Here is a 21,365-nt window from a genome sequence, read left to right as displayed (position 1 = left end):
TCATAAGATGCAGCAAGCTGAGCACATTTTTATTATTGATGATGACCCAATAAATAAGATGGTCCTAAGTAATACATTAGGTGACGGCCATCGGTTATCCCATAGCACTGATACTAAGTTATGTATTGATGAACTAAAAGCAAGTAAACCAGACCTTATTATTTTAGATGTGTTAATGGCTGACGGCGCTGGATTTTCTGTTTTAGAGTGCCTAAAAAAGGATGCGAGCACTTACGGTATTCCCGTTGTCGTGATCTCTGGTAGTGTGAGCTTTAAAGATGAAGCACGAGGTTTGGAGTTAGGGGCAGTGGATTATATTACTAAACCCTTTAACCCTTTGATTGTAAAAGCCAGAATCAAAAACCATTTAGCAATAAAAAAGAAAAATGATCTGCTAGAAAAGCTAGCCTCTATCGATGGTTTAACGGAGTTGCCCAATCGTAGATATCTAGATGAAGCGATGAAATCAGCATTAGAAAGCGCAAAAGCTGATGGCAGTGCGTTTACCGTTATGCTGGTTGAGGTGGACTATTTTAAAACGTTTAATGAGCATTATGGCTACATGCACGGTGATGATTGTTTATTTAAAGTCGCCAAAGCGCTAGAAGAAGGCGCAACCCGACGTTCTTTATTTATTGGCCGTTTTGATGGTACTCGTTTTGCGTTGGTACTAACTCAGCATAATATCGACGTAATTAATGAGATAGCAGAAGCGCTGCACGACTCGGTTAATGCGTTAAAAATCCCCCATATTGCTTCACCGATATGTGCGCATGTGAGCGTTAGCATTGGTGCAGTTCATATTGAAAATCACTGTAGTAGTGAGCTTAGTGAGCTGATAAAAATGGCCGATAGCGCCCTTGCCGTTGCCCAAAAGCAGCAAAGCACGGTATTTATTAAAGCGCTATAAATATCTAAAGCCATATACAGGAGCGAAAGCATATCTGCATTCAGACAATAAGTGCACCGCATAAAGCTTGGCTATGCTCATGCTTTATAGATCTTTAACCGAGTATGTTGTGCCTTTTGGTGTGGTGTTAGGTTTATTCTATGGATATACGGCGTAAAATAATTTGGGTGGATTGTATTGCGGCTATATCCGTGGGATTAATCGTATTGCTTTTCCACTCAATGATTGGTGCGATCTATCATATACCTGAACAAACCATTATCTTTATCGCATTATCAAATCTGTTGTATGGCGCGTACTCTTTTAGCCTTGCCATTCAAAAAGCGAAGAACATAAAACATTTGCAGCTTTTAGTGTTCGGCAATCTTTTTTGGGCGCTAGTCTGCGCTGGAGTGGTTGTTCAGTATTTTAACGTTGCAAGTCTAATTGGTATTGCTTTTATTGTTTGTGAAGCTATGTTTGTCATCATGCTTGCCTATTTCGAATGGAAGTATAGGTATGAGCTGGTATCAGAGGACAGTTCAGCTTAATAGGCTGGGTTATTAAAGTTTGGCTCTGTTTTGTTTTTAACTTATTAAGATGACAAGAAAATAAGGAGTTGGACACACAACTGTGCGTCAGTTTACTCAGATTATTCACCATCCTTGGTGAGATAAAGTCTTACTGAATTTGCTTTAATGCGTTGTCGCCAAAGCCAACCAGTTGGTTGTTTTTGAATACCAATGGCGTGCACTCATCTTTTGTTACTTTGCCGTCTGAGTGTTTACTGTTGGTTGCATAGTACAGCACTTGATAGTTATCGCCGTCTTTTGACACCAACTCGCTAAAATCAGGGGTTGTAAACATGTCTTTTACTGATGAGTAAGACGCGCCCATTTCAAGGTTGGCAATCTTTTCACGATTTTTACGCTGTTTATGTTCCCAGTTAGACGAGTTGTATTCAGAAGCCCAACCGTGCTCTACTTCACCGTCGGATACAGCAACGATACAGCCTGATAATAGAGTAGAGCTAAGCGCAGCCACTAACATTAATTTTTTCATTGTTGTTTTCCTTTTTAATTTTGTTGCTGAGCAAATAATGCAAACAGCCATTTGTTTTTGCTTGAATTATCACAAGAGTTGCAAACTCTTTGCCAATTAATAAAGTTTATAAATATCAGTTTGTTGTTGGTTTTTAATCAGTTTATAGTTGATGATTTTCACTAACATTTAGCGATATCACTCACTAAAACAATAATCTAGACCACTCGGTTTCTCGTTGTCCCAGCCACAAAACTTTCAATATTAATGGCAATTTCGCCGACTAAACGTTCGATGGCCTCTTTACTTGCCCATGCCGTATGCGGTGTCAAAAGCAAGTTTTCCCCTTGGTATTGAACGAGAGGGTTGCTTGCTTGTGCCGGCTCTTGTGTCAGGACATCCACAGCAGCACCAGCTATTTGCTCGTTAGTTAGTGCATCCACCAGCGCTTGCTCATTGACTATTCCGCCTCTTGCGGTGTTGATAAGATAAGCATGATTTGGAAGTAGGGCGAACTCAGCACTTGAAATCAGGTTTTCTGTTTCAGCGGTAAGCGGGCAGTGAATCGATACAATATCCGCAATCTGCAGTGCTTCTTCAAAAGCCATTCGTCCTGCTCTAACCTCAGTTACGCCCCTACGTTCGGCAACAATTACCTGAGCTCCAAATGCTTGTGCGACTTTTGCAACGGCTTCTCCTAACGTTCCATGGCCTACGATCACAAAGTTTTTGCCTGCAATTTCGTTGATGCTGTAATCCAAACGACAAAACATGTCACTTTGTTGCCAAAGCCCTGCATGGCAGTCTTGCTGATAACGATGAATATTTGTCATTAAGTTACCAAGCATAGTAAAGGTGTGCTGCACTACAGAAGGGGTGGAGTAACCAGCCACATTGGCTATCGCAATTTGATGGGCTTTTGCAGCTGCTAAGTCGATGTTGTTGACGCCTGTGGCCGCAACACAAATCAATTGTAATTGTGGTAACGCCGCGATTGCTTGTTCAGTTAACTGTACTTTATTGGTGATGATGACTGCTGCATCTTTACAGCGTGTGATGATGTCATCACTGAGCGTGGTGCCGTAAGACGTTAATGTGCCTAGTTTGGCAATGGGGGAAAGATCAGTTCCTGCAAGGGTTTTAGCGTCTAATACCACGATTTGCATTATTTTTATCCTTTTCTTGACTTTGGAGTTAACTCTAAGGTTTATACTTGTGATGTCGACTAGGATAATCTTCAGGACTTGGGAGTGTAAAGTGGTAAAGATTGGTGAGCTGGCAAAGCGGCTTAACGTATCAACTGACACGTTAAGGTATTATGAAGCAAACGATCTCCTACACCCTTGCACAAGGAGCGAGGGTGGGTATCGGTTGTTTGATGAGCAAAGTGAAAAGCAAATGCGATTTATTCTTCGCGCGAAGGAAGTGGGGTTCAGCCTCAAAGAAGTGCAAGACTTGCTGAAGATAAAGTTTGAAAAGCATCAGCACAGTTGTGAAGAAGTGAAAACGCTGACTATCACTAAACGGGATTTAGTGAGAGCGCGGATCGCTGAGTTACAAAAATTTGAACAATCGTTATCGACGCTAGCAGAGCAATGCTGTGGCGGTAAGGAAGCGGCAGTGAGCTGCTCGATTTTAACGGCCTTGGAGGCTATCGATGAATGAACTAATAGTAAATTTTTGGCAGCTATTTTTAGTATCTGCCCCGTGGTTACTGCTTGGCCTAATATTGGCCGGGTTACTTAATGTATTTATTCCAAAAGATTTGTTGCAAAAGCATTTAGGGAAAGAAGGTTTTTGGACGACGATAAAGGCAGCGCTGATTGGGGCGCCTATGCCGCTTTGCTCTTGCGGCGTTATTCCTGCTGCGGTGGGACTGAGAAGAGCGGGGGGCTCAAAAAGTGCGACAACCGCATTTTTAGTCTCAACGCCTGAAACTGGAGTGGATTCTATCTCGGTTTCTTATGTGCTACTTGGTCCTTTTATGGCGGTGATTAGGCCAATTGCGGCTGTGGTTAGCGCAATTGCGGCTGGGTTGCTCGTTGGTAGTGAGAAAGATGATAAGCCTGTGGCGCTAAAGCACCTAAATACCTCAGAAGAACCAAGCGCGACTAGCGATTGTTGTGACGCTAATCATCACTCAGAGCCAAAGCCTGCTGAAAAGCATCACAGCCATGATAGCTGTTGCGCCAGTACTAAAGTGGAAACCGTAAAAGTAAGCTCAAGCTGCTGTGCGCCTGCAGGCCCGCAATTAGCAATGGCAGGGGCGAATATGTCTTGTTGTGATACTACGGAGCCTACCGTAACCAGTTGTTGCGATTCTGCATCAGCCACGACAAGTTGTTGTGAGCCTGCTCCTGTACCTGAAAACCAAGGGGTTTTTGGTAAAATTGTAGAAGCTGTTAAGTTCAGCTGTAATCAATTACTGTCCGACACCGCAGTTTGGCTACTTATCGGTTTATTCTTTGCAGCGCTAGTGCAAACCTTTGTGCCTGAGTCTTTCTTATCTCAGTGGGGCGACGGTATTATTGCCATGCTAGTGGTTATTCTTATCAGTATCCCAATGTATATTTGCGCCACCGCTTCAACTCCAATCGCTGCGGGTTTATTAATGGCTGGTGTTTCACCCGGTGCTGTATTGGTATTTATGCTCGCAGGCCCTGCAACTAACATCGCCACAATTGGGGTGGTTGGTAAAGAATTAGGGCGTCGTGCCGTGTTTGCCTACTTGGGCGGTGTTATCGGGGTTGCGCTTATCTTTGGCTATTTAACTGATTACTTAGTTAATACTTACGGTTTTGTGGTAACGCCAATGATAGGTGAAGAGCACGAAGTGCTACCACATTGGTTAACAGTGTCAATGGGCGCATTATTAGCAGCACTGTTACTAAGATTAGCTATACTCAAATTAGGTAAAGTTGTTAGAAGATAAACTATTGTGGTACTTTTTATCGTATTACAATTGCATGACGCTTAAGCATGTATTGTTCCAACTTGGTATATTGCCTTGGTGGTCAGACATGAAATGCTTAGCGTCTGTTTATTTGACACGATAGAATGCGTTCCAGTATTCGTTAATCCGACAATTTGAGAAGTAGAGTGGATAAATACGCTGACATTAGACCGTATAATGATGATGAAGTAGTGCCAGCATTGGCACGTCTACTAGGTGATGATCAATTTATTGATGTGATCGCCAAATATAACCTGCCAGCTTGGTTGAATGCTTGGCCAGCAATTGCACGCCCACTCGTAAGAATGAAACTAAAAAAGAAGTGGGGAGATTTTTGTACGATTGAACAAGTACAAGATGAAGTGGCGTACTATCTGCAAATTTTAATCAATAAAACGACGTCTAAAGTGACTTATTCTGGCCTTGAAACATTAGACTCGAATACCTCGTATTTATTTATTTCAAATCACCGTGACATCGTATTAGACCCTGCACTTGTTAACTGGGGTTTGCATCAGCAAGATATGCGTACGGTACGTATCGCTATTGGTGATAACTTACTGCAAGTACCTTATATCACTGAGCTTATGCGTCTTAATAAGAGTTTTATTGTAAAACGTTCGGCAAAGGCGCCGAAAGAAATGCTAAAAGCATTAACCCAGCTTTCAGCCTACATTTCTGACTCATTGAGTGAAGGTAACTCCATTTGGATTGCGCAAAAAGAGGGGCGTGCAAAGGATGGAGTAGATCAAACTGATCCGGCACTGTTAAAAATGCTACAGCTCAATGGTCGCAAACAGAAGCTGGATTTTTCAGATTATGTAAAGCAGCTCAGGATAGTGCCCGTTGCCATCTCCTATCAATATGAGCCATGCGCGGTTGCTAAGGCTAAAGAGCTATACCATAAAAAGCAATTTGGCCAATATGTGAAAGCACAAGGCGAAGACATTGCTAGCATTGTCGAGGGCTTTAGTTCAGATAAAGGCCATGTGCATATCGCATTTGGCGACCCTATCACTGCGGATGTTGAAAACCCAGATGAGCTGGCGAATGTCATTGATAAACAGATTTTAGATTTATACTATCTGCATTCAACCAATCATCTAGCAGCAGGCGATGATGCGCAAGTGAGTCCAGAAGATAAAGAGGACTTTATCTCTAAACTAGAGTCTGTACCGGAAGAGCTGAAGCAATTGGTGTTGAGCATGTATGCCGAACCACTGCGTCGCAAAGGCATTTAATAGCAGTGAGCATGCGCAACCGTGGTGTTAAGTGGTTGCGCTTTTGTTCGGTTAATTAAGAACTTTATGATAATAAACGACTTCCATATCTCCTAAAATATCTTTGTGAAGCCCTTTTTTCACATAACTCATCCCAAGTTTTTTCATAATATTGATGGAGCCAAGGTTCTCTTCTTCAGCGATAGCGCTCAAGTGTGTCAAAGTAGGATTTGCTGCTATTAGGTCTGGAATAAGATGTTGTGCGGCCTCTGTTGCAAACCCTTTGCCCCAAGAGGCTTGTTTAAAACGCCAACCGAGCTCTAAATCCTGATCGTTTCTTTGTTCTGAAAAGAAGTTAGCAGGGCGAACCAAAATCCAACCAATAAATGCCTTGTTTGGCAGCTCGAAACAGCCCCAAAGCCCCCAACCTTTGACCTCATCGGTAAACTTGGTTAAACGTGGAATATATACGGCTTTTACTTCTTCAAGTGAGTTAGTCTGACCGCCTGTGATGTATTTCATTACTTCAGGGTCGCTATCAAGATCGGCGAGTAGCTGTGCATCTTGTGGGGTGAGTAGGCGATAACTCAGTCTTGCAGAATCCTTTACTTGCATTTTTTACTCCTAATGAAGCCCAATAAAACTTTAGAGTACAAAAGCTTATGTCATGAGTAAAGATGTTGCATAAGTTTGCGTAGACGCCAGCCGAGCGCTTTACTAAAATACGCCGGCATTTTTAGAGGGAGAACAGAGTGAATAATTCAGTACTAGCGCTTAGACAGCGTCAAATCGCTGCGGCTCAACGCGAATATAAGGCAAGGGGATCAAAGCTTGCGCGTTGTGAATGCTGCTTATTAGCCACGACTCTATGTATTTGTGATAAAGTCGAAGTGGCCAAAGCAGACTGTGCTGTGTGTTTGCTTATGTATCATAATGAAAGCTTTAAGCCCTCTAACACCGGACGCTTGATTGCCGATGTGATCCCAGATAATCATGCCTTTCGTTGGGACAGAACTGAGCCTGACGCTGCGTTATTAGCGCTTCTTTCGGATGAGCAGTATGCACCAATAGTTGTTTTCCCAGAGCAGGGCGTGGAGCCTGAACGGGTAATTACTAAGGTGACCCGCACTGAAAATAAAACACCACTATTTATCTTTTTGGATGGCACATGGCGTGAAGCTAAGAAAATGTTCAGAAAGAGCCCCTACCTAGATAATTTACCTGTATTATCCATCGCCCCTGAAAAGCTCTCGGATTACAAGCTACGAGTCGCGCCGCATGAACATCAGCTTGGTACGGCAGAAGTTGCGTGTGTATTGTTTGCCGAATGCGGCGAGCAGGATGCGGCAGATAAATTAACCGCGCATTTTATCGACTTCAGAGACGCTTACCTAAAGGGTAAGCGCAGCAAACTGTAGGCCGAGCCTTAACTGTAGGTCGAGGTTTACCTCGACAAAAAGCTGAATTATTTACGCAGTACAGCGAGCAAGATGTTGGTAGGTCGAGATTTATCTCGACAAAAAGCTGCATAGTTTACGCTGCACGGCCAACAAGATGATGGTAGGTTGAAATTTATTTCGACAAAAAACTGAGTTGTTTACGAAATACGGCAAGCAAGATGCCGGTAGGTCGAAATTTATTTCGACAAAAAACCATTGTTCACGCGGTACAGCGAGCAAGATGTTGGTAGGTCGAGATTTATCTCGACAAAAAGCTGAATTGTTTACGCTGTACGGCAAGCAAGACGGTGGTAGGTCGAGATTTATCTCGACAACACAAACATCTCGACAACACAAACGTAATATCACGCGATAGATAGGAACAAAATAAGAAGCGCGCGACCCATTGCTGAGTCGCGCTTACGGAATCTTCTAAATGCATCCTGCAAAGTTGAGTAGTTCAACGTCCTGAATCTTTCCTCTTCCATGGCATCGCTTGGTGTTCTCGTTTTGCGAATAAAGGCATCTTGCCCTGTGTCCATCTTCCTTTTACACGTCCGCTGTCTTATCCATTGCCATCCACTTGCTAAGAACAAGCCCTTGTTCTAATTGTCCCTATTTGCTACTTTCCAAAATAGCAGTGCCAATCATCACCTTGTTTTACCTTGGCACTTGGTAGCCTGAACGTGTTGCTTCAAGCTAGGTGTTGCACTGTTAATTGCAACAATTGGCATCTCCTAAGCCACATTTTACCAGTACATCCGATGTACCTTCCTTCCTCATCCTTAACCACCTGCATATCCAATGCAGTAACGTTATCCTTCAACGTTTAGCCTCTCCCCTGAAGCAATCCTTAGATTCATCATGAACCTTTAATCCCTGTCCTTTAATGTAATCACACCATGTGACATACAATCTCGCTCGCTTTTCCCTATATTCCTTTAAGTGGGTGCTTATCCATTAGCAAGTCCTGCCCTGAGCGTATCCTGTGTATCCTTTATCTCTCTTCCTGAGATGTTGTTAAGTATAAGCAGACTAAAAAAAATCGGGAGCAGTGAAATTCAATCTTTTTTGCGTCTTTTTCTAGTAACAATAAATAACTTTATATTTTTTAATTGGTTACCTTAATTCTGAGTGTTATTTCAGCATGTCTTTACTCAATTTCTGGTAGTTAAGTGAGATATATCTCACAGGTAATTCTCCCGTTTTCTACAACGCTAATTTTATCTTGAGCGTAATTTCAAATATTCAGGGTGTAAAACGGCACAATTACAGGTAGAATTAGTTGATAATAATTATTGTTTACCTAATGGAGTCTTTATGAAAAAAGCACTTGTTACTATACTGGCAACGCTTACTTGCCTACCAGCAATGGCTGCAGAGGAAGTTAATATCTACTCGTTTAGACAACCTTTTCTGATCCAACCTATTTTGGATGACTTCACCAAGCAAACCGGTATCAAGACCAATGTGGTTTTTGCAAAAAAAGGCTTAATCGAGCGTGTTAAGCGTGAAGGCAAGCATAGTCGTGCCGATCTTGTACTCACCTCAAACTTCAGTGCGCTAATTCAACTTGAAGACGAAAACCTAACACAAGCAATTAACAGCGAAACCGTCACTAAGAATATCCCAGCGAACTTCAGAGATCCCGAAGGTCAGTGGGTTGCGCTTACTAAGCGTGTGCGCAATGTATATTCTGCAAAAGACCGTGTAGGCAAATTAGATGCGCTTACGTATGAAGCGCTAGCGGATGAACAATACCGCGGTAAAATATGTACACGCTCAGGTAAACACCCCTATAACCTTGGTTTAGTGGCGTCTATGATTGCCCATCATGGCGAAGCAAAAACCAAAGAGTGGCTTGAAAGCGTGAAGAAAAACTTAGCTCGTAAGCCTCAAGGTAACGACCGTGCACAAGTCAAAGCAGTAAAAGAAGGACTGTGTGATTTGGCCATCGGAAACAGCTATTACTTCGGTAAGATGATGGAAGATGAGAAACAAAAAGCCTGGGCCGAAGCGGTATATATCAACTTCCCAAATCAACAAGATCGTGGTTCACATATCAACGTTTCTGGTGTTGTCTTGACCAAGCACGCTAAAAATACAGAAAATGCCTTGAAACTCATTGAGTTTATGACCGACAATAAGGCGCAAAATATGTATGCGTCGATGAATATGGAATACCCGGTTAAACCTGGCGTCGAGTTATCGAAACTTGTGGCATCTTGGGGTGAGTTTAAGGAAGACAGCCTACCATTGTCAGAGATCAGTAAATACCGTCCGTTAGCGCTTAAGCTAATCGATGAGGTAAAATTTGACCTTTAATGCAATTATCATTTTCACTGTCTAAATGGCAGAGTTTTGCGTGGCTGATAGGGCTTAGCCTATCAGTCCCGCTGATGTTCTTAATCTTTGAGTCGCTACAACCTGACTCTGAAGTCTTTGCTCACCTTTGGGATACCGTTCTGTGGGATTATGTCCGCAATACGATTTTGCTGATTGTGGGGGTATGCATCCTTTGCGCTTTAATCGCGTTACCACTTGGCTGGCTAACCGCGTATTGTGAATTTCCTGGACGGCGCTTTTTCGAATGGTCGTTGATGCTACCCCTAGCGATGCCAACCTATTTGATTGCTTACGTGTATACCGATTTGCTTGATTATGCAGGGCCTGTACAAATAGCGCTGCGAGAGTGGTTTGGTTGGCAATCTCCAGATGATTATTGGTTTTTTGATATTCGCACTTTGTCAGGTGCTATCGTGATGATTGCACTGGTGCTTTATCCTTATTTGTTTTTGATTTTTAGAACGGCGCTAAGAGAGCAGTCGTTTAAGCTGGTGCAAGCCAGCCAATTGATGGGCAAGTCGCCTTCACAGAGCTTCTTTAAGGTAAGTTTACCTTTGTCGCGAGGGGCGATTGTGGCGGGGCTGGCACTGATCGCCATGGAAAGCATGGCAGATTTTGCAACCGTACATTACTTTGCTGTGAGCACACTAACCACCGCCGTTTACGATACTTGGTTGGGTTATTATTCACTTACTGCTGCGGCTAAAATTTCAGGCATTATGCTACTGTTTTTATTTTTAGCCCTAACACTGGAGCGAGTAAGCCGCCCAACTCAGGTAGTGCATGAGCGCCAGTCGAGTGTTAACAGTACCACGCTTTATCATCTTAAAGGCGCGCAGGCTTGGCTCGCTAGCGCTTTTTGTTGGCTTATTCTTATTGCGGCTTTTATCGTGCCTACATGGGTGCTTGCAGATTACGCCATTGACTATTTTGAACAAGCTTGGAATGACGACTTTTTCTTGTATGCGTGGCAAAGTTTAAAAATAGCGCTTTGGGTGAGCGTGGTATTAATTATCATGAGCATGCTGGTGGTGTTTAACCAGCGAGTTAGCAGTGGTAAACGTGTTACGCTACCGGGCAAGCTTGCAAGTACCGGATATGCGCTACCAGGCACGGTGCTGGCAATTGCAGTACTTATTCCACTCACTTTATTAGACGACAAGCTAAATACTTGGCTTGAAGGTACTTCATTTGAGCCAGGCTTGCTGTTCAGCGGGACGATTTTTGCGCTGGTTTTTGCTTACGTAGTACGATTTTATGCAATTGCGCAAGGCGCGGTCGAATCGAGTTATCAGCGGATCAGTCCGAGTCTAGATATGGCAAGCTTTTCGTTGGGTCGCAATCGTTTCAAAACCATGTTATCAATACATCTACCATTGCTGCGTCGCGGTATTTTAACCGCAGCACTGCTGGTTTTTATTGAGTGTATGAAAGAACTTCCAGCGGCATTGTTATTACGACCCTTTAATTATGAAACACTGGCAACACATGTTTTCCAATATGTGAGTGATGAGCAGCTGGAGCTGGCCTCTGTCTCTGCGTTATTTATTGTGTTGGTTGGTTTAATCCCGCTTTATGTTGTAAACCGTTCTATGGAGCAGCGAAGTTAATGCATAGTTTAGTGCTTGAAAATCTCTCTTATCGCTATGACGGTGAAGCCGTTGTGGATAGCCTAAATCTGACCGTAGAACAAAACGAGATTGTTTGTTTGCTTGGTGCCAGTGGCTGCGGTAAAACGACCACGCTGAAGGCGATAGCGGGCTTGATTGAACCATTTCAAGGCTCGGTGAGTATTTTAGGCAAAGCCATGAATGGTCATGGCACTTTTGTACCTCCACAAAAACGCAATATAGGCATGATGTTTCAAGACTATGCGCTATTCCCACACCTCACTGTGGCGCAAAATGTGGCGTTTGGTTTAACCTCAAAAAGCAAGCGTGAACGTCAAGACCGAGTGGCTGAAATGCTCCATTTGGTGCAGCTGCAAGACTATAGCGACCGCTTTCCACACGAGCTTTCAGGTGGCCAACAACAACGTGTCGCAATCGCGCGAGCACTGGCATACAAGCCAAATCTGTTGCTGCTTGATGAGCCGTTTTCAAATATAGATGCTCAAGTGCGGTTTCAGTTAATTAACGATATTCGCCGTATAATCAAAGATCAGCAAGTTTCCGCGATTTTTGTTAGTCACTCGAAAGAAGAAGCTTTTGCTTTTGCCGATCGGTTGGCAATTATGGATAAAGGGAAGATCGCACAAGTGGGCGAGCCGAGAACGTTATTCCAACGACCAAAGAGCAAAATGGTTGCCGAGTTTTTGGGTCAGGGAATTTATATTCCTGCACAGCGAGTGAATGGCGCTTCGGTAGAAACCCAATTTGGTGCCGTAAAATCACTCGTTGAGCTCGGTAATATCGACGCGAAGGGCGAAATGTATGTGAGGCCACAGCACATTACGTTAGAAAACGCCGAGCTTGGCAGCGTTAAAATACTCAATCAGCGCTTTATGGGAACAGAGTATATTTACCGTGTTGCATTAGAGGGACAAGAGCTCGAAGTCCCGCATCCAGCGCATGAACCGCTCGACTTAAATCAACCAATCTCTTTAAAAATTAAGGCACATGCTGTAAATTTCTTTTCTTAATAGCAAATGAATAAACGCAGGGAGTAGAGCATGGCGCTTGCCCAATCAGGTGTGTGTGCTGAAGCCAATTTGCACGGCTTACACTTGTTCTTCAATGTGCTTGAAGGGCAAGACGAGGCGCTAAGAGCGGCGCTCGCCAATTGTGGACGCTTGCAAGAGGAGTTAGAAGACAGATTCTCTGAGTCTATGCTGTCGAGCTTTGTCGCGGTTGGTGCGCAATACTGGCCGCACATTTATCCTGAGTTTATTCCTAAAGAGCTGAAAAGCTTTCCACATATTGTTGAGGCTGAGCACACCGTGCATACTCAGCCTTTTGACTTGCTTTACGTGATCCGCTCCGACCGAGAAGACGTTAATCATATCTTTGCTCAAAGTGTGCTACACATGCTAAATGGCCTAGTCGAAATGGTGGCACATGTACGCGCATTTCGTTTCTTAGATGGTCGTGATTTTAATGGCTTTATTTATGGCGCAGACACCCCTAGAGGGCGCAACAAACGGGAAGTTGCACTTGTGCACAACCCGAATGCAGCCGACCACCTTGGTAGTTATATTCACGTACAGCGGGTGAAGTTTGATTTACTGCGCTGGCAGGCGTTGCCGCTCGCTGAGCAAGAGCAATTGATGGGGCGTACACGTCTAGACAATGACCTAATTGAAGATTGCGACCCCTGTAATCATGCGGCATTAACCGAATTGAAAGACCTAAATGGTAATGCGCTACTGCTTAACCAAAGCATGCCATTTGGTGATGTATTTGAACAAGGAAGCTTGTCGCTAAGTTGCAGTGCCAAGGGCGATGCTTTTGAGCAGGTACTTAGAAGCCGATTGGGTGAAGGGGATGAATACGATCCCATATTGGATTATTCCAGTGCCGATATGGGTTCTGCGTTTTTTGCACCCTCACTAGAGTTTTTGGCGGTGATGGCAAAAATGCCAGAATAAGTTATCTGCCACTTTACATCTCCAAAGCCCATCCATGCATGGGCTTTGATTTGTTTCGCAAGCGTTTTTTTGCCGTTACAACATATACGGGTTTTTCGCAGGTGATCCGTTACTAACTACAGGTCTTGATTGAATATCCTCTAGCTTGTGTAAAATGTCTTTTAGCTGTTGCTGCTGGACTTGTTCAGCACTTGAGTTTGCTAGGGTATTGGTCAGCAAAGTGGTGACGGCTTCAAGCGCTTTTGCACTGCTATCATCAATGTGATTGTCGACTTGAATATGCGGTTGTGCCACCGCTTCTAAGCGCTCAGACAGGTTTTCAAATAGCGTATTTTGCTGCTGACCTTGTTGACCTAATGCTTGTTGTATTTGCGCTTGGGTGCTGAGCAAGTCATTAAGTTTGCCAAGGTTAGTGAGTAGCTGCTCATTGTTCGCCGCGTGTTTGATGGCGTTTTGCAGTCCAGTAATTTCCTCTGCGACTTGTTGCTGTGAAGCTATCAATTGCTTTAGCGGTGTAGCGTAAGGTTGCTGCGTTAAGGCCTCACGTAGCTCAGTTAACTGCGTGGCAAACTCTTGCTCGTTAAGCACTTGAGCCAATTGTTGCAGCAGCGCACTGTAATCAAAGCTAAGCTGCTCTTTATCGAGTTTAGCGGCGATTTGCGAAAGGGATTTATTGACAAAGCTTAGTTGTTCAACTGCCAGCTGCGCAGGGCTTCCTTCGTCGCTATTGCGGTGCAGGCGGGCATATTCGGCCTTGATTTCATGCCAGCGCGTAGCTTCTTCAGCCGTTAAGGTATCGCGTAATTCAGCCAGTTTCAGTAAGTTTTCTTCGCTGCCTTTGCTAAGTGTTTGTGCTTCACCGCGATAGTGATCTTGAATTAGATTTTCAAGTTCACTGTCATTCATGGCAGCAACCACCTTTTCAGCCATCTTATTCATGTTACGGTAACTGCCTTGTAGCTTAAACGGCGGCTCGGTTCGATAGTTATCATCTTGCGCTGCTGAGGCTATATATTGGGCATTTACTTTGAGCACGGTGTTGCGAATGGTGAGCAGCTTTTTCAGTACGCTGACAATTTCATTCACTTGCGCTTGAGAGTAATTAAATTCCAATTCATTGATGGAGATGCCTTCTCCGTCGGCAATGCGTACTAGCTTGTATAAGTCTTCCATACCACGATTGGCAAGTGGCGCAAGCACTGCATTGGAAGTAAGCGTATTTTCAATAAAGCTCATGGCAAATTCTTGCTCGCAGCCACTGAGGGTGTCACCGAGGTTGTAAATATCCGCACGGTTGGCAAGCATATCTGGGATCTTAAAAGATTCACCGGATTCGGTGTAGGGGTTTCCTGCCATCACAACGGCAAATTTTTTGCCTCTCAGATCATAGGTTTTACTACGGCCATTCCACACCCCGTCTATGCGTCTTGAACCGTCACATAAAGAGATGAACTTTTGTAAAAACTCGGGGTTGGTATGCTGAATATCGTCAAGGTACAGCATCACATTATTGCCCATCTCAAAGCTTTGGTTAATCTTCTCAATTTCTTTTGCGGCGGTTGCGTTGATAGCTTGAGCTGGATCCAAAGAGACTTGGTCGTGACCAATGGATGGACAGTTGACCTTAACAAAGGTGAGCCCTAAGCGGTTAGCCACATACTCGATTAACGTGGTTTTACCATAGCCCGGTGGGGAGATAAGCAGCAACATGCCCATTAAGTCGGTGCGTTTATTGTTTCCTGCAGCCCCTATTTGTTTTGCTAAGTTATCGCCAATAATAGGGAAGTAGACTTTGTCAATCAGCTGGTTACGTACAAATGAGCTTAGCGGTCTGGGTTTAAATTCATCCAATTGCAAGCGCTGCTTTTGTGCCTCAAGCACTTGTGCTTTTAACTGTTGATACTGTTTGTAGGCCGGAACATGAACCGTGAGATACTCGTTACTACGGGCAAAAAAGTCTGCGTAATCTAGGTGTAGCACTTGGTTCTCGATACGTGGGTGTTGGCCCATTAAACCTGAAATTTCGGTTTTTATTTCGGCTTCTTTGACTTGGTAGGTGATATCTAACTGGGTGGAAAGCAAAATGCAGTTAGCGGCCTCAAGCAAGGTCTCAGCACTTTCATTTTGCTTACTGCCATAGGCGCGCAGCCAGCTGCTTAACAGGCGGCATTTGTCCGCAAGTTTAGTCAAATGTGCTAATGAGTCTTCAAGCTGTTGCCAAACGCCTTTGGCCTTTGCCATGGAGATAAACTGCTCGCTGGTGTGTTTTGCAGGTGAAGCCAAGTCAAATTGTCTCGGCTTAACTTGCTTGGCAAGGGCTTTAATTAAGTAAGTTGCGCTTAACTCGCCTGAAAAGCGGTGTAGCTCGGTTAAATAGTTCGATAAATTTTGTTGGCAAAATGCTGCGATTTTTTCACTTAATTCTTTGCTTAGCTGTTGGCTAAAACTATGGTCATCTAACTTCGTTGCCATCAGCTCTGCTTGTGTGGCCTGAAACGCCAATTCAGCTAGCTCAGCCTTGCTTTGTTGAGTATAAAATAGCTGTGCCGCAATTCGACAGCTGGCAGGGTAGACGAGTAACTCAAGCTGTCGTTTTTGTTTTAGTAAATTTGCTAAGATCAGGCTGGCATCTTGATCATGAATGCCTTTTTCATAGCCTTCTTGATATCTGGGTTCTGCAAATTTTTGTACGATAGGCAGTAAACTTCCCTCATCAACGGCAAGTTCTAGATCTGCTTGGCTAAAGTCGTTGCCGTCTTGCTCTGCAGCTGCTAATACTTGAGCTGCAAGGTATTCGCCTCGATATAAGTGACGATTTTCTGAGATCAGGTTTTGCTGCCAGTACGTGCTTGCGTCATTGAGTTGTTGATTGACCTTGGCGTCAGGGATGGTATCAAAATACTCAGTGCCAGTGAGGTGTAACATCAGCTGTTCACCACGAGGTAGCAAAGTCAAATCAAGGATTTGTTTATTGAAACTAAACGCATGTTTGCCGACTTTAACGGTATTGCCACCATCAATGTAAATATCTTGCTTATCTCGCAAAGCGCGGATCGCTTGATCTTTGCAGGCCTTGAGTTTGGCTTGAATATCATCCGCCTTCACTTCATCGCTTAGGCTTTTTAGCTCTTGCGTTAAATCGCGAAGCTTGCCAATCATAGGGTCGGAGGCAAAATAGCTATTGATGTCATCTAAGGTTTTAAAACTTTGCGAGCGTCGTGTTACCCCCTGTAAAATACGCTCGGCTGCGTTTGCTAGGCTCAGCGCGCGGCGCTGTCTTTCGTCAATGAGCTGCTGTTTGTGCGCCTCAAAGCTTTCATAAACGTCATCACGTTTAGCCAAGATCTCCGTTAAAAACTCATCATACTGACTAAATTGAGACTCGAGCTCTTCTAATTGGATAAGTAAGCGAGAGAGCTGGTCGTCACATTGCTCTGGGGTTTTGGCAGCGCTTAGACCGCTGGTAATACTTTGGCTGAAAAGCTTAAAACGAGCCGCGAATTCGGCTTTTGCTTCAACACTGCCCACGCTCTTTTTCTGAATTTCTAACGCTGCTTTGGCGCGGTTTACTTGACCATAAATGGCGCTGACATCTTCCAAAATTTTAGTGCGAATGCGGCTATCGTCAATGTCGAGATCCAGCATGGTATGGTTGAGCAGATCAAGTTCAGCGCTCAAGGTTTCCAAGGTCGCCAAAAAGCGGTTAAGCTCGGTGACACTCTCTGTTTGTGCTCTGGCTTGCTCTAAGGAGTCTAGCTGCTCGTAGTAGGGCGCCAAAGCACTATCTTGCTGCAAAAACTCCGCGGTTTTATGGCTTAAACTCAAGGTTTGCTCATCAATCTGCTGCTGCATAGAAGATAGCGCGTCAAGATTGATATACTTCACTTCTTCAAGGCTTATCACTTTGCCTTTTAAGCGTTTGAGAGATTCTAAGCTCTGGACAAACTGCTCCGCTGTTTTAAAGCTATCTGGTCTCACCTCGCGAAGCACATCTTGCATGGCTTGCTCTATTTCGGTTTCTGCGCGCCGAGCGTCGGCCTCAATTTGGCTTACCTTTTCAAATTCGTCTAGTACCTGCTCCGAGGTTTCAAAAATTTCATGTAGTTTTGCTGTGACATCCGCAAAGTCCGCTTCAGCAAGCCAATGATAGCGGTCTAAAATACTGCGGGTGAGGGCAATTAAATCTTCATAATGAAAGACCGTGGGGCTTTGTTCGTTAATGGCCTTGAACACACTGTATAAATCAGAAATAGCGCGTACTAAATCCGGGTTGCCGATCCGGCCAAATAAGCCTGTTGCGCGAGGGGCTTGTGCGGCAAACTCGCTGCCACAAAATGGGCTTTGCCAGATCTGAATAGGGTGCACGCGCTCAGGCTCAGGCTCTGCTTTAAAGGTTAGCGTTAAGCCATCATCGTAAATACCATAGCCATGACAATAAATAGGGTTTTGCAGGTTTTTCTCAATAATATTGTAAGAGAAAAGTGCGTAACGACCTTCGTTTGGTTCGTAGAAGATATACAGTACATCTTCACCATTGGGTGATTTGATCTGGCGATGGAAAATTAAATCGTCCAGTTGGTCGTCAAAATAGCGTGTTTGCCCAGATTGTAAATAATAGCCACCAGGAAAAATAATTCCTTGGTTCTCAGGTAATTGAACACAGGCACCGCCCAAAGCATCTTGGCGCAATACCTGCTGGGTGCGGCAATTATAAATAAAATAACGCCACTGTTTTTCACGGTAGGGAAGTAACTTTAACAACACCATTTCGCCAACTTCGGCAAAACGTAAATCGCAATCTGCGAGTGATTGACTGGCGTCATCAACGGCTTCTTGATAAATACCTTCACCGCTTTGGGTATTGTTTTCTATTTTTACGGTGAGTTTGCCACCCGACACTTCAATAAACACTTTGTCGTTTACATTAATGTGTGGGTGACGGCCTTCGACGTGATCGGCGCGATCGGTTTTTTGCCATTCAAAGTCAAAGTTTTCCACTTCGCCTAGGTCACGCTCACCTCGATTATCAATATAATCTAAGGTTTCGTCTTTGGCGATTTGCCAGCGAAACACACGGACATCAGAGAGCTTTTCGCCAATCTGAAATAGTGCAAAAAGCTTGTTTGATTTAACAAATAGGTGTTGTAGACGGGTGTCTTTGTAATACGTGTATAGTTCGTCAAAGTCCCGTAAGAAACGTTGGTCAGTGAGGAATTTGGTTTCTTGCGGGTAAGGCTCTATTTCGTAATGGTCTTCTTGCAAGTGTAGCTTTTGTACGGTGAATACATCACTGACTTGGGTATTTTGTTTAAGCCCCATAAAGACATTATAAGCAAAGATAAGCTTGTCGCCGATCAGCACAATGTCGCGCGGTACGCAGTTATGCTCAGTACGAACTCTTGCTCGACCTTTCACTTTAAGCTCGGTGCTGCCAAAAGTGTCAACACGCTGTTGGTTGAGTTTATCTATCTGACTTTTCAGTTCACTGCCAAAGTTACTAAGCCGGCGTTTAATCAGTTGATAAGAGTCTTGTTCGAGCGTTCGCTCTGGCGCTTGTTGTGTTGCTTCCGTCATTCTATGCTTTCCTATGTGCGCTGTCGCAAATGGGGGAGAGGAGCCAAGCAGATTGACTCCTCAGGGTTAATTACTCTAGTGGTTCGCTTTGTTTAGTGCCATTTAACGAGCCGCCAAGTAACTTGAGTAGCTGCTGTTTGTCCGCATCTGAGCTATTGCTTAGCTGTTGGAAGAACTTACTCATGTTGATGTTTTTTAGCGTTTCCGACGACGCATTAGCACCAGCCAATACCCCTTTTAGGTCGTCCATCAAATTACGCTCACCGTTTAGGTGATCTTTAAATACGGTTTGTACCGTCTTACTTTCGCCGACTAAGCCGTCAATTGACTTGCCCACTGTGATGGCATTCATAAACTGATTAAAGAACTGGCCATCGCCACCCATAAAGTTGATATCAGCACCGCTCAGTGCTTTACCTAATACTTCAGCCTGACTTGCAGAAACCTGCTTGTTCGCTTCGATACTCGCAAGCGTCAGCTCTTTCTGTTGGTTTAACTGTAGCGTGAAGCCTTCGTATTCACGGGCGTCTTTATCCATCTTATTCAGTGCTTCCAGCTTCTCTGTAAGACCTTTGGCTTCTGCTGACATCTTACGTTCAAGGTTGATAGCTTCTGCTTCACCTTGTTTTTCAATTGCCTCAGCCATTGCTGATTGAACCTCAGCTTCTGCCAAACCAATTTCACGTTTGCCTTGCGCTTCGGCTTCACTTTGCTTCTTGGTTGCCTCTGCCATTGCTGCTTGTACTTCGGCTTCGGCGCGGCCAATATCACGTTTACCTTGTGCTTCCGCTTCTAGTTTTTGCTGTAGCACTTTAGCGTCTGTTTCACCCTGTATCGCACTAGCTGCTGCTTTTGCTTTGATGATATCGGCTTCTGCAAGACCAGGCGCTGCTGCTTCAACTTGGGCTGCCTCGGCAAGAATTTTCTTCGACTCTGCGGTTTGGTTCGCAATACGTAATTCTGCTGCGGCCATTTTTTCCATTTCACGGGCTTTAAATTCGGCAGCTTGCTCTTTAGCTTTAGCCGCTTCAATATCTTTAACCAACGCTTCTTCGGCCTCAGCTTGAGCAAGAATAATTTTTGCTTGTTTTTCACGCTCGGCTTCAGCAATACATTGCACGTCTTTGATGCGCTCTTGTTCCTCGGCAACGGTTTTCTCAACGGCAACCCGTTCACGCTGAACATCGGCGATTTCTTTTTGCTCGACTTCCAGTGCTTTGGCTTTTTGGATACGTAAAATTTCGGTTTCACGCTCACGTTCGATAATTTCAATCTGGCGAGAACGCGTGACTTTTTCTTCTTCTATACCGAGTAAGCGAAGACGATTTTGCTCTGCAACATCGATTTCGCGTTGTTTGTTGTGTTCTGCAATTGCAATTGCTTCGTCTGCTTTGAGGCGTGCTTCTTCGGCTTTTAAGCGCTCTTCATGCTTAACACGTTCAGCTTCTGCGGCTTCGCGGGCGCGCACTGATTCGATTTCACGGCGTTGTCTCGCGCTGGCATCTTCTCGTTGACGCTCGACTTCTGCGGCTTTTTCAAAGGCTGCTTGGTTTTGGTTGTCGATTTGCGCTTTTTCATCACATTTAAGCTGGTTAGTTTCCACGTTTTGGCGTGAGGTTTTTTCGGTAATACGGCGAATACCTTCAGCGTCAAGAATGTTATTTGGATCTAACTTGTCGATAGAGGTTTGTTCAAGATAATCAATTGCCACATCCTCTAACGTATAGCCAGATAAATCTTGTCCAATCACTTCTTTAATAGAATCTCGGAACTCATTACGATGTGTAAATAGTTCCTCAAAATTCATGCGCTTACCAACGGTTTTCAAGGCTTCGGAGAATTTTGCCTCAAATAATGCTTGCAAGGTTTCTGGTGCCGATGCGCGAGCACAGCCAACTTGTTTCGCAACGCGTAGGATATCTTCTTTGTTTTCGTTTACGCGAATGTAAAAAGTGATGGCGATGTCAGCACGGATATTGTCTTTACAGATAAGGCCGCTATTTTCACGACGCTCCAATACCATGCGGTTAGTTGAAATATCCATGACTTCCATTTTATGGATCACAGGTAGCACAATGCCGCCCGTTGTCGTGACATCCGGCTCGTTTTTCATCTTGTTGATGATCAATGCCTGACCTTGTTCAACCTTGCGGTAGAACTTTCCAATCAGAAGTAGAATGGCAAAAATAATGACGATGGATATGCCCACGATTGCGAGCACCGGTCCGAGGTTGTTTAGAAATTCCATGTTTTTTCCTGCGTTGCGCTATGTTGTTTGAGTTGGTATTAGCTATGCCAACTCGTTCCTAAATTCCGT

Annotated in this window: 15 protein-coding genes; 10 read left to right on the top strand and 5 right to left on the bottom strand. The window is 44.2% G+C overall.

Annotated features, from left to right (window positions below):
- Positions 1-7: 7 nt before the first annotated feature.
- Positions 8-910, top strand: a complete 903-nt coding sequence (locus tag GSF04_RS19060; RefSeq protein ID WP_039493801.1) for a diguanylate cyclase — start codon at positions 8-10, stop codon at positions 908-910.
- A gap of 140 nt (positions 911-1,050) precedes the next feature.
- Positions 1,051-1,440 carry a hypothetical protein gene (locus tag GSF04_RS19055; RefSeq protein ID WP_017216428.1) on the top strand — a complete coding sequence of 130 codons (390 nt, stop codon included), beginning with the start codon at positions 1,051-1,053 and terminating at the stop codon, positions 1,438-1,440.
- A gap of 130 nt (positions 1,441-1,570) precedes the next feature.
- Here GSF04_RS19055 and GSF04_RS19050 read toward each other — a convergent pair whose 3' ends face one another.
- Together GSF04_RS19050 and GSF04_RS19045 are read right to left on the bottom strand one after the other, a co-directional pair.
- Positions 1,571-1,951 (bottom strand): DUF3192 domain-containing protein, encoded by a 381-nt coding sequence (locus GSF04_RS19050; protein ID WP_010372325.1) that lies wholly within the window; start codon positions 1,949-1,951, stop codon positions 1,571-1,573.
- Positions 1,952-2,148: 197 nt separating this feature from the next.
- On the bottom strand, positions 2,149-3,096 hold the full coding sequence (locus tag GSF04_RS19045; protein WP_211858407.1) for a D-2-hydroxyacid dehydrogenase: 948 nt from the start codon (positions 3,094-3,096) through the stop codon (positions 2,149-2,151).
- A 91-nt stretch (positions 3,097-3,187) separates the two neighbouring features.
- Between GSF04_RS19045 and zntR the strand changes: the two genes are divergently transcribed.
- The 3 genes from zntR to GSF04_RS19030 all read left to right on the top strand — a co-directional run bounded on the left by zntR (position 3,188) and on the right by GSF04_RS19030 (position 6,124).
- Entirely contained in the window at positions 3,188-3,595 is a 408-nt protein-coding gene (gene zntR / locus GSF04_RS19040; protein ID WP_010606066.1) for a Zn(2+)-responsive transcriptional regulator, read from the top strand.
- A complete protein-coding gene (locus tag GSF04_RS19035) occupies positions 3,588-4,862 on the top strand; it encodes an SO_0444 family Cu/Zn efflux transporter (protein WP_211858406.1) in 1,275 nt (424 codons plus the stop codon). The genes zntR and GSF04_RS19035 overlap by 8 nt, the downstream gene beginning before the upstream one ends.
- A gap of 167 nt (positions 4,863-5,029) precedes the next feature.
- Positions 5,030-6,124 (top strand): 1-acyl-sn-glycerol-3-phosphate acyltransferase, encoded by a 1,095-nt coding sequence (locus GSF04_RS19030; RefSeq protein ID WP_039493796.1) that lies wholly within the window; start codon positions 5,030-5,032, stop codon positions 6,122-6,124.
- A gap of 51 nt (positions 6,125-6,175) precedes the next feature.
- On the opposite strand, the gene GSF04_RS19025 is transcribed toward GSF04_RS19030, so the two are convergent.
- Positions 6,176-6,718, bottom strand: coding sequence for a GNAT family N-acetyltransferase (locus tag GSF04_RS19025; protein WP_211858401.1), 543 nt, complete (start codon positions 6,716-6,718; stop codon positions 6,176-6,178).
- A gap of 137 nt (positions 6,719-6,855) precedes the next feature.
- On the opposite strand from GSF04_RS19025, the gene GSF04_RS19020 reads away from it, so the two are divergent.
- From GSF04_RS19020 to GSF04_RS19000, 5 genes are all read left to right on the top strand, one after another.
- Positions 6,856-7,521, top strand: coding sequence for a DTW domain-containing protein (locus GSF04_RS19020; protein ID WP_039493793.1), 666 nt, complete (start codon positions 6,856-6,858; stop codon positions 7,519-7,521).
- A gap of 1,392 nt (positions 7,522-8,913) precedes the next feature.
- Entirely contained in the window at positions 8,914-9,867 is a 954-nt protein-coding gene (locus GSF04_RS19015) for a Fe(3+) ABC transporter substrate-binding protein (RefSeq protein ID WP_249122506.1), read from the top strand.
- Positions 9,867-11,498: an iron ABC transporter permease gene (locus tag GSF04_RS19010; protein WP_211858397.1), complete on the top strand. Its 1,632-nt coding sequence runs from the start codon at positions 9,867-9,869 to the stop codon at positions 11,496-11,498. The genes GSF04_RS19015 and GSF04_RS19010 overlap by 1 nt, the downstream gene beginning before the upstream one ends.
- Positions 11,498-12,529 carry an ABC transporter ATP-binding protein gene (locus GSF04_RS19005; RefSeq protein ID WP_211858395.1) on the top strand — a complete coding sequence of 344 codons (1,032 nt, stop codon included), beginning with the start codon at positions 11,498-11,500 and terminating at the stop codon, positions 12,527-12,529. Before GSF04_RS19010 ends, GSF04_RS19005 begins: the two co-directional genes overlap by 1 nt.
- A 30-nt stretch (positions 12,530-12,559) precedes the next feature.
- Positions 12,560-13,474, top strand: coding sequence for a Dyp-type peroxidase (locus tag GSF04_RS19000; protein WP_069023031.1), 915 nt, complete (start codon positions 12,560-12,562; stop codon positions 13,472-13,474).
- A gap of 75 nt (positions 13,475-13,549) precedes the next feature.
- Here the strand turns inward: GSF04_RS19000 and GSF04_RS18995 are convergent, their stop codons facing one another.
- Together GSF04_RS18995 and GSF04_RS18990 are read right to left on the bottom strand one after the other, a co-directional pair.
- Positions 13,550-19,048, bottom strand: coding sequence for a DNA repair ATPase (locus GSF04_RS18995; protein WP_211858393.1), 5,499 nt, complete (start codon positions 19,046-19,048; stop codon positions 13,550-13,552).
- 70 nt (positions 19,049-19,118) lie between these two features.
- On the bottom strand, positions 19,119-21,296 hold the full coding sequence (locus tag GSF04_RS18990) for an SPFH domain-containing protein (protein WP_211858391.1): 2,178 nt from the start codon (positions 21,294-21,296) through the stop codon (positions 19,119-19,121).
- Between the last annotated feature and the right edge of the window lie 69 nt (positions 21,297-21,365).

Source organism: Pseudoalteromonas sp. A22, assembly GCF_018141345.1.
Lineage (GTDB): Bacteria > Pseudomonadota > Gammaproteobacteria > Enterobacterales > Alteromonadaceae > Pseudoalteromonas > Pseudoalteromonas maricaloris.
This window is presented reverse-complemented; position numbering and strand designations above follow the sequence as displayed.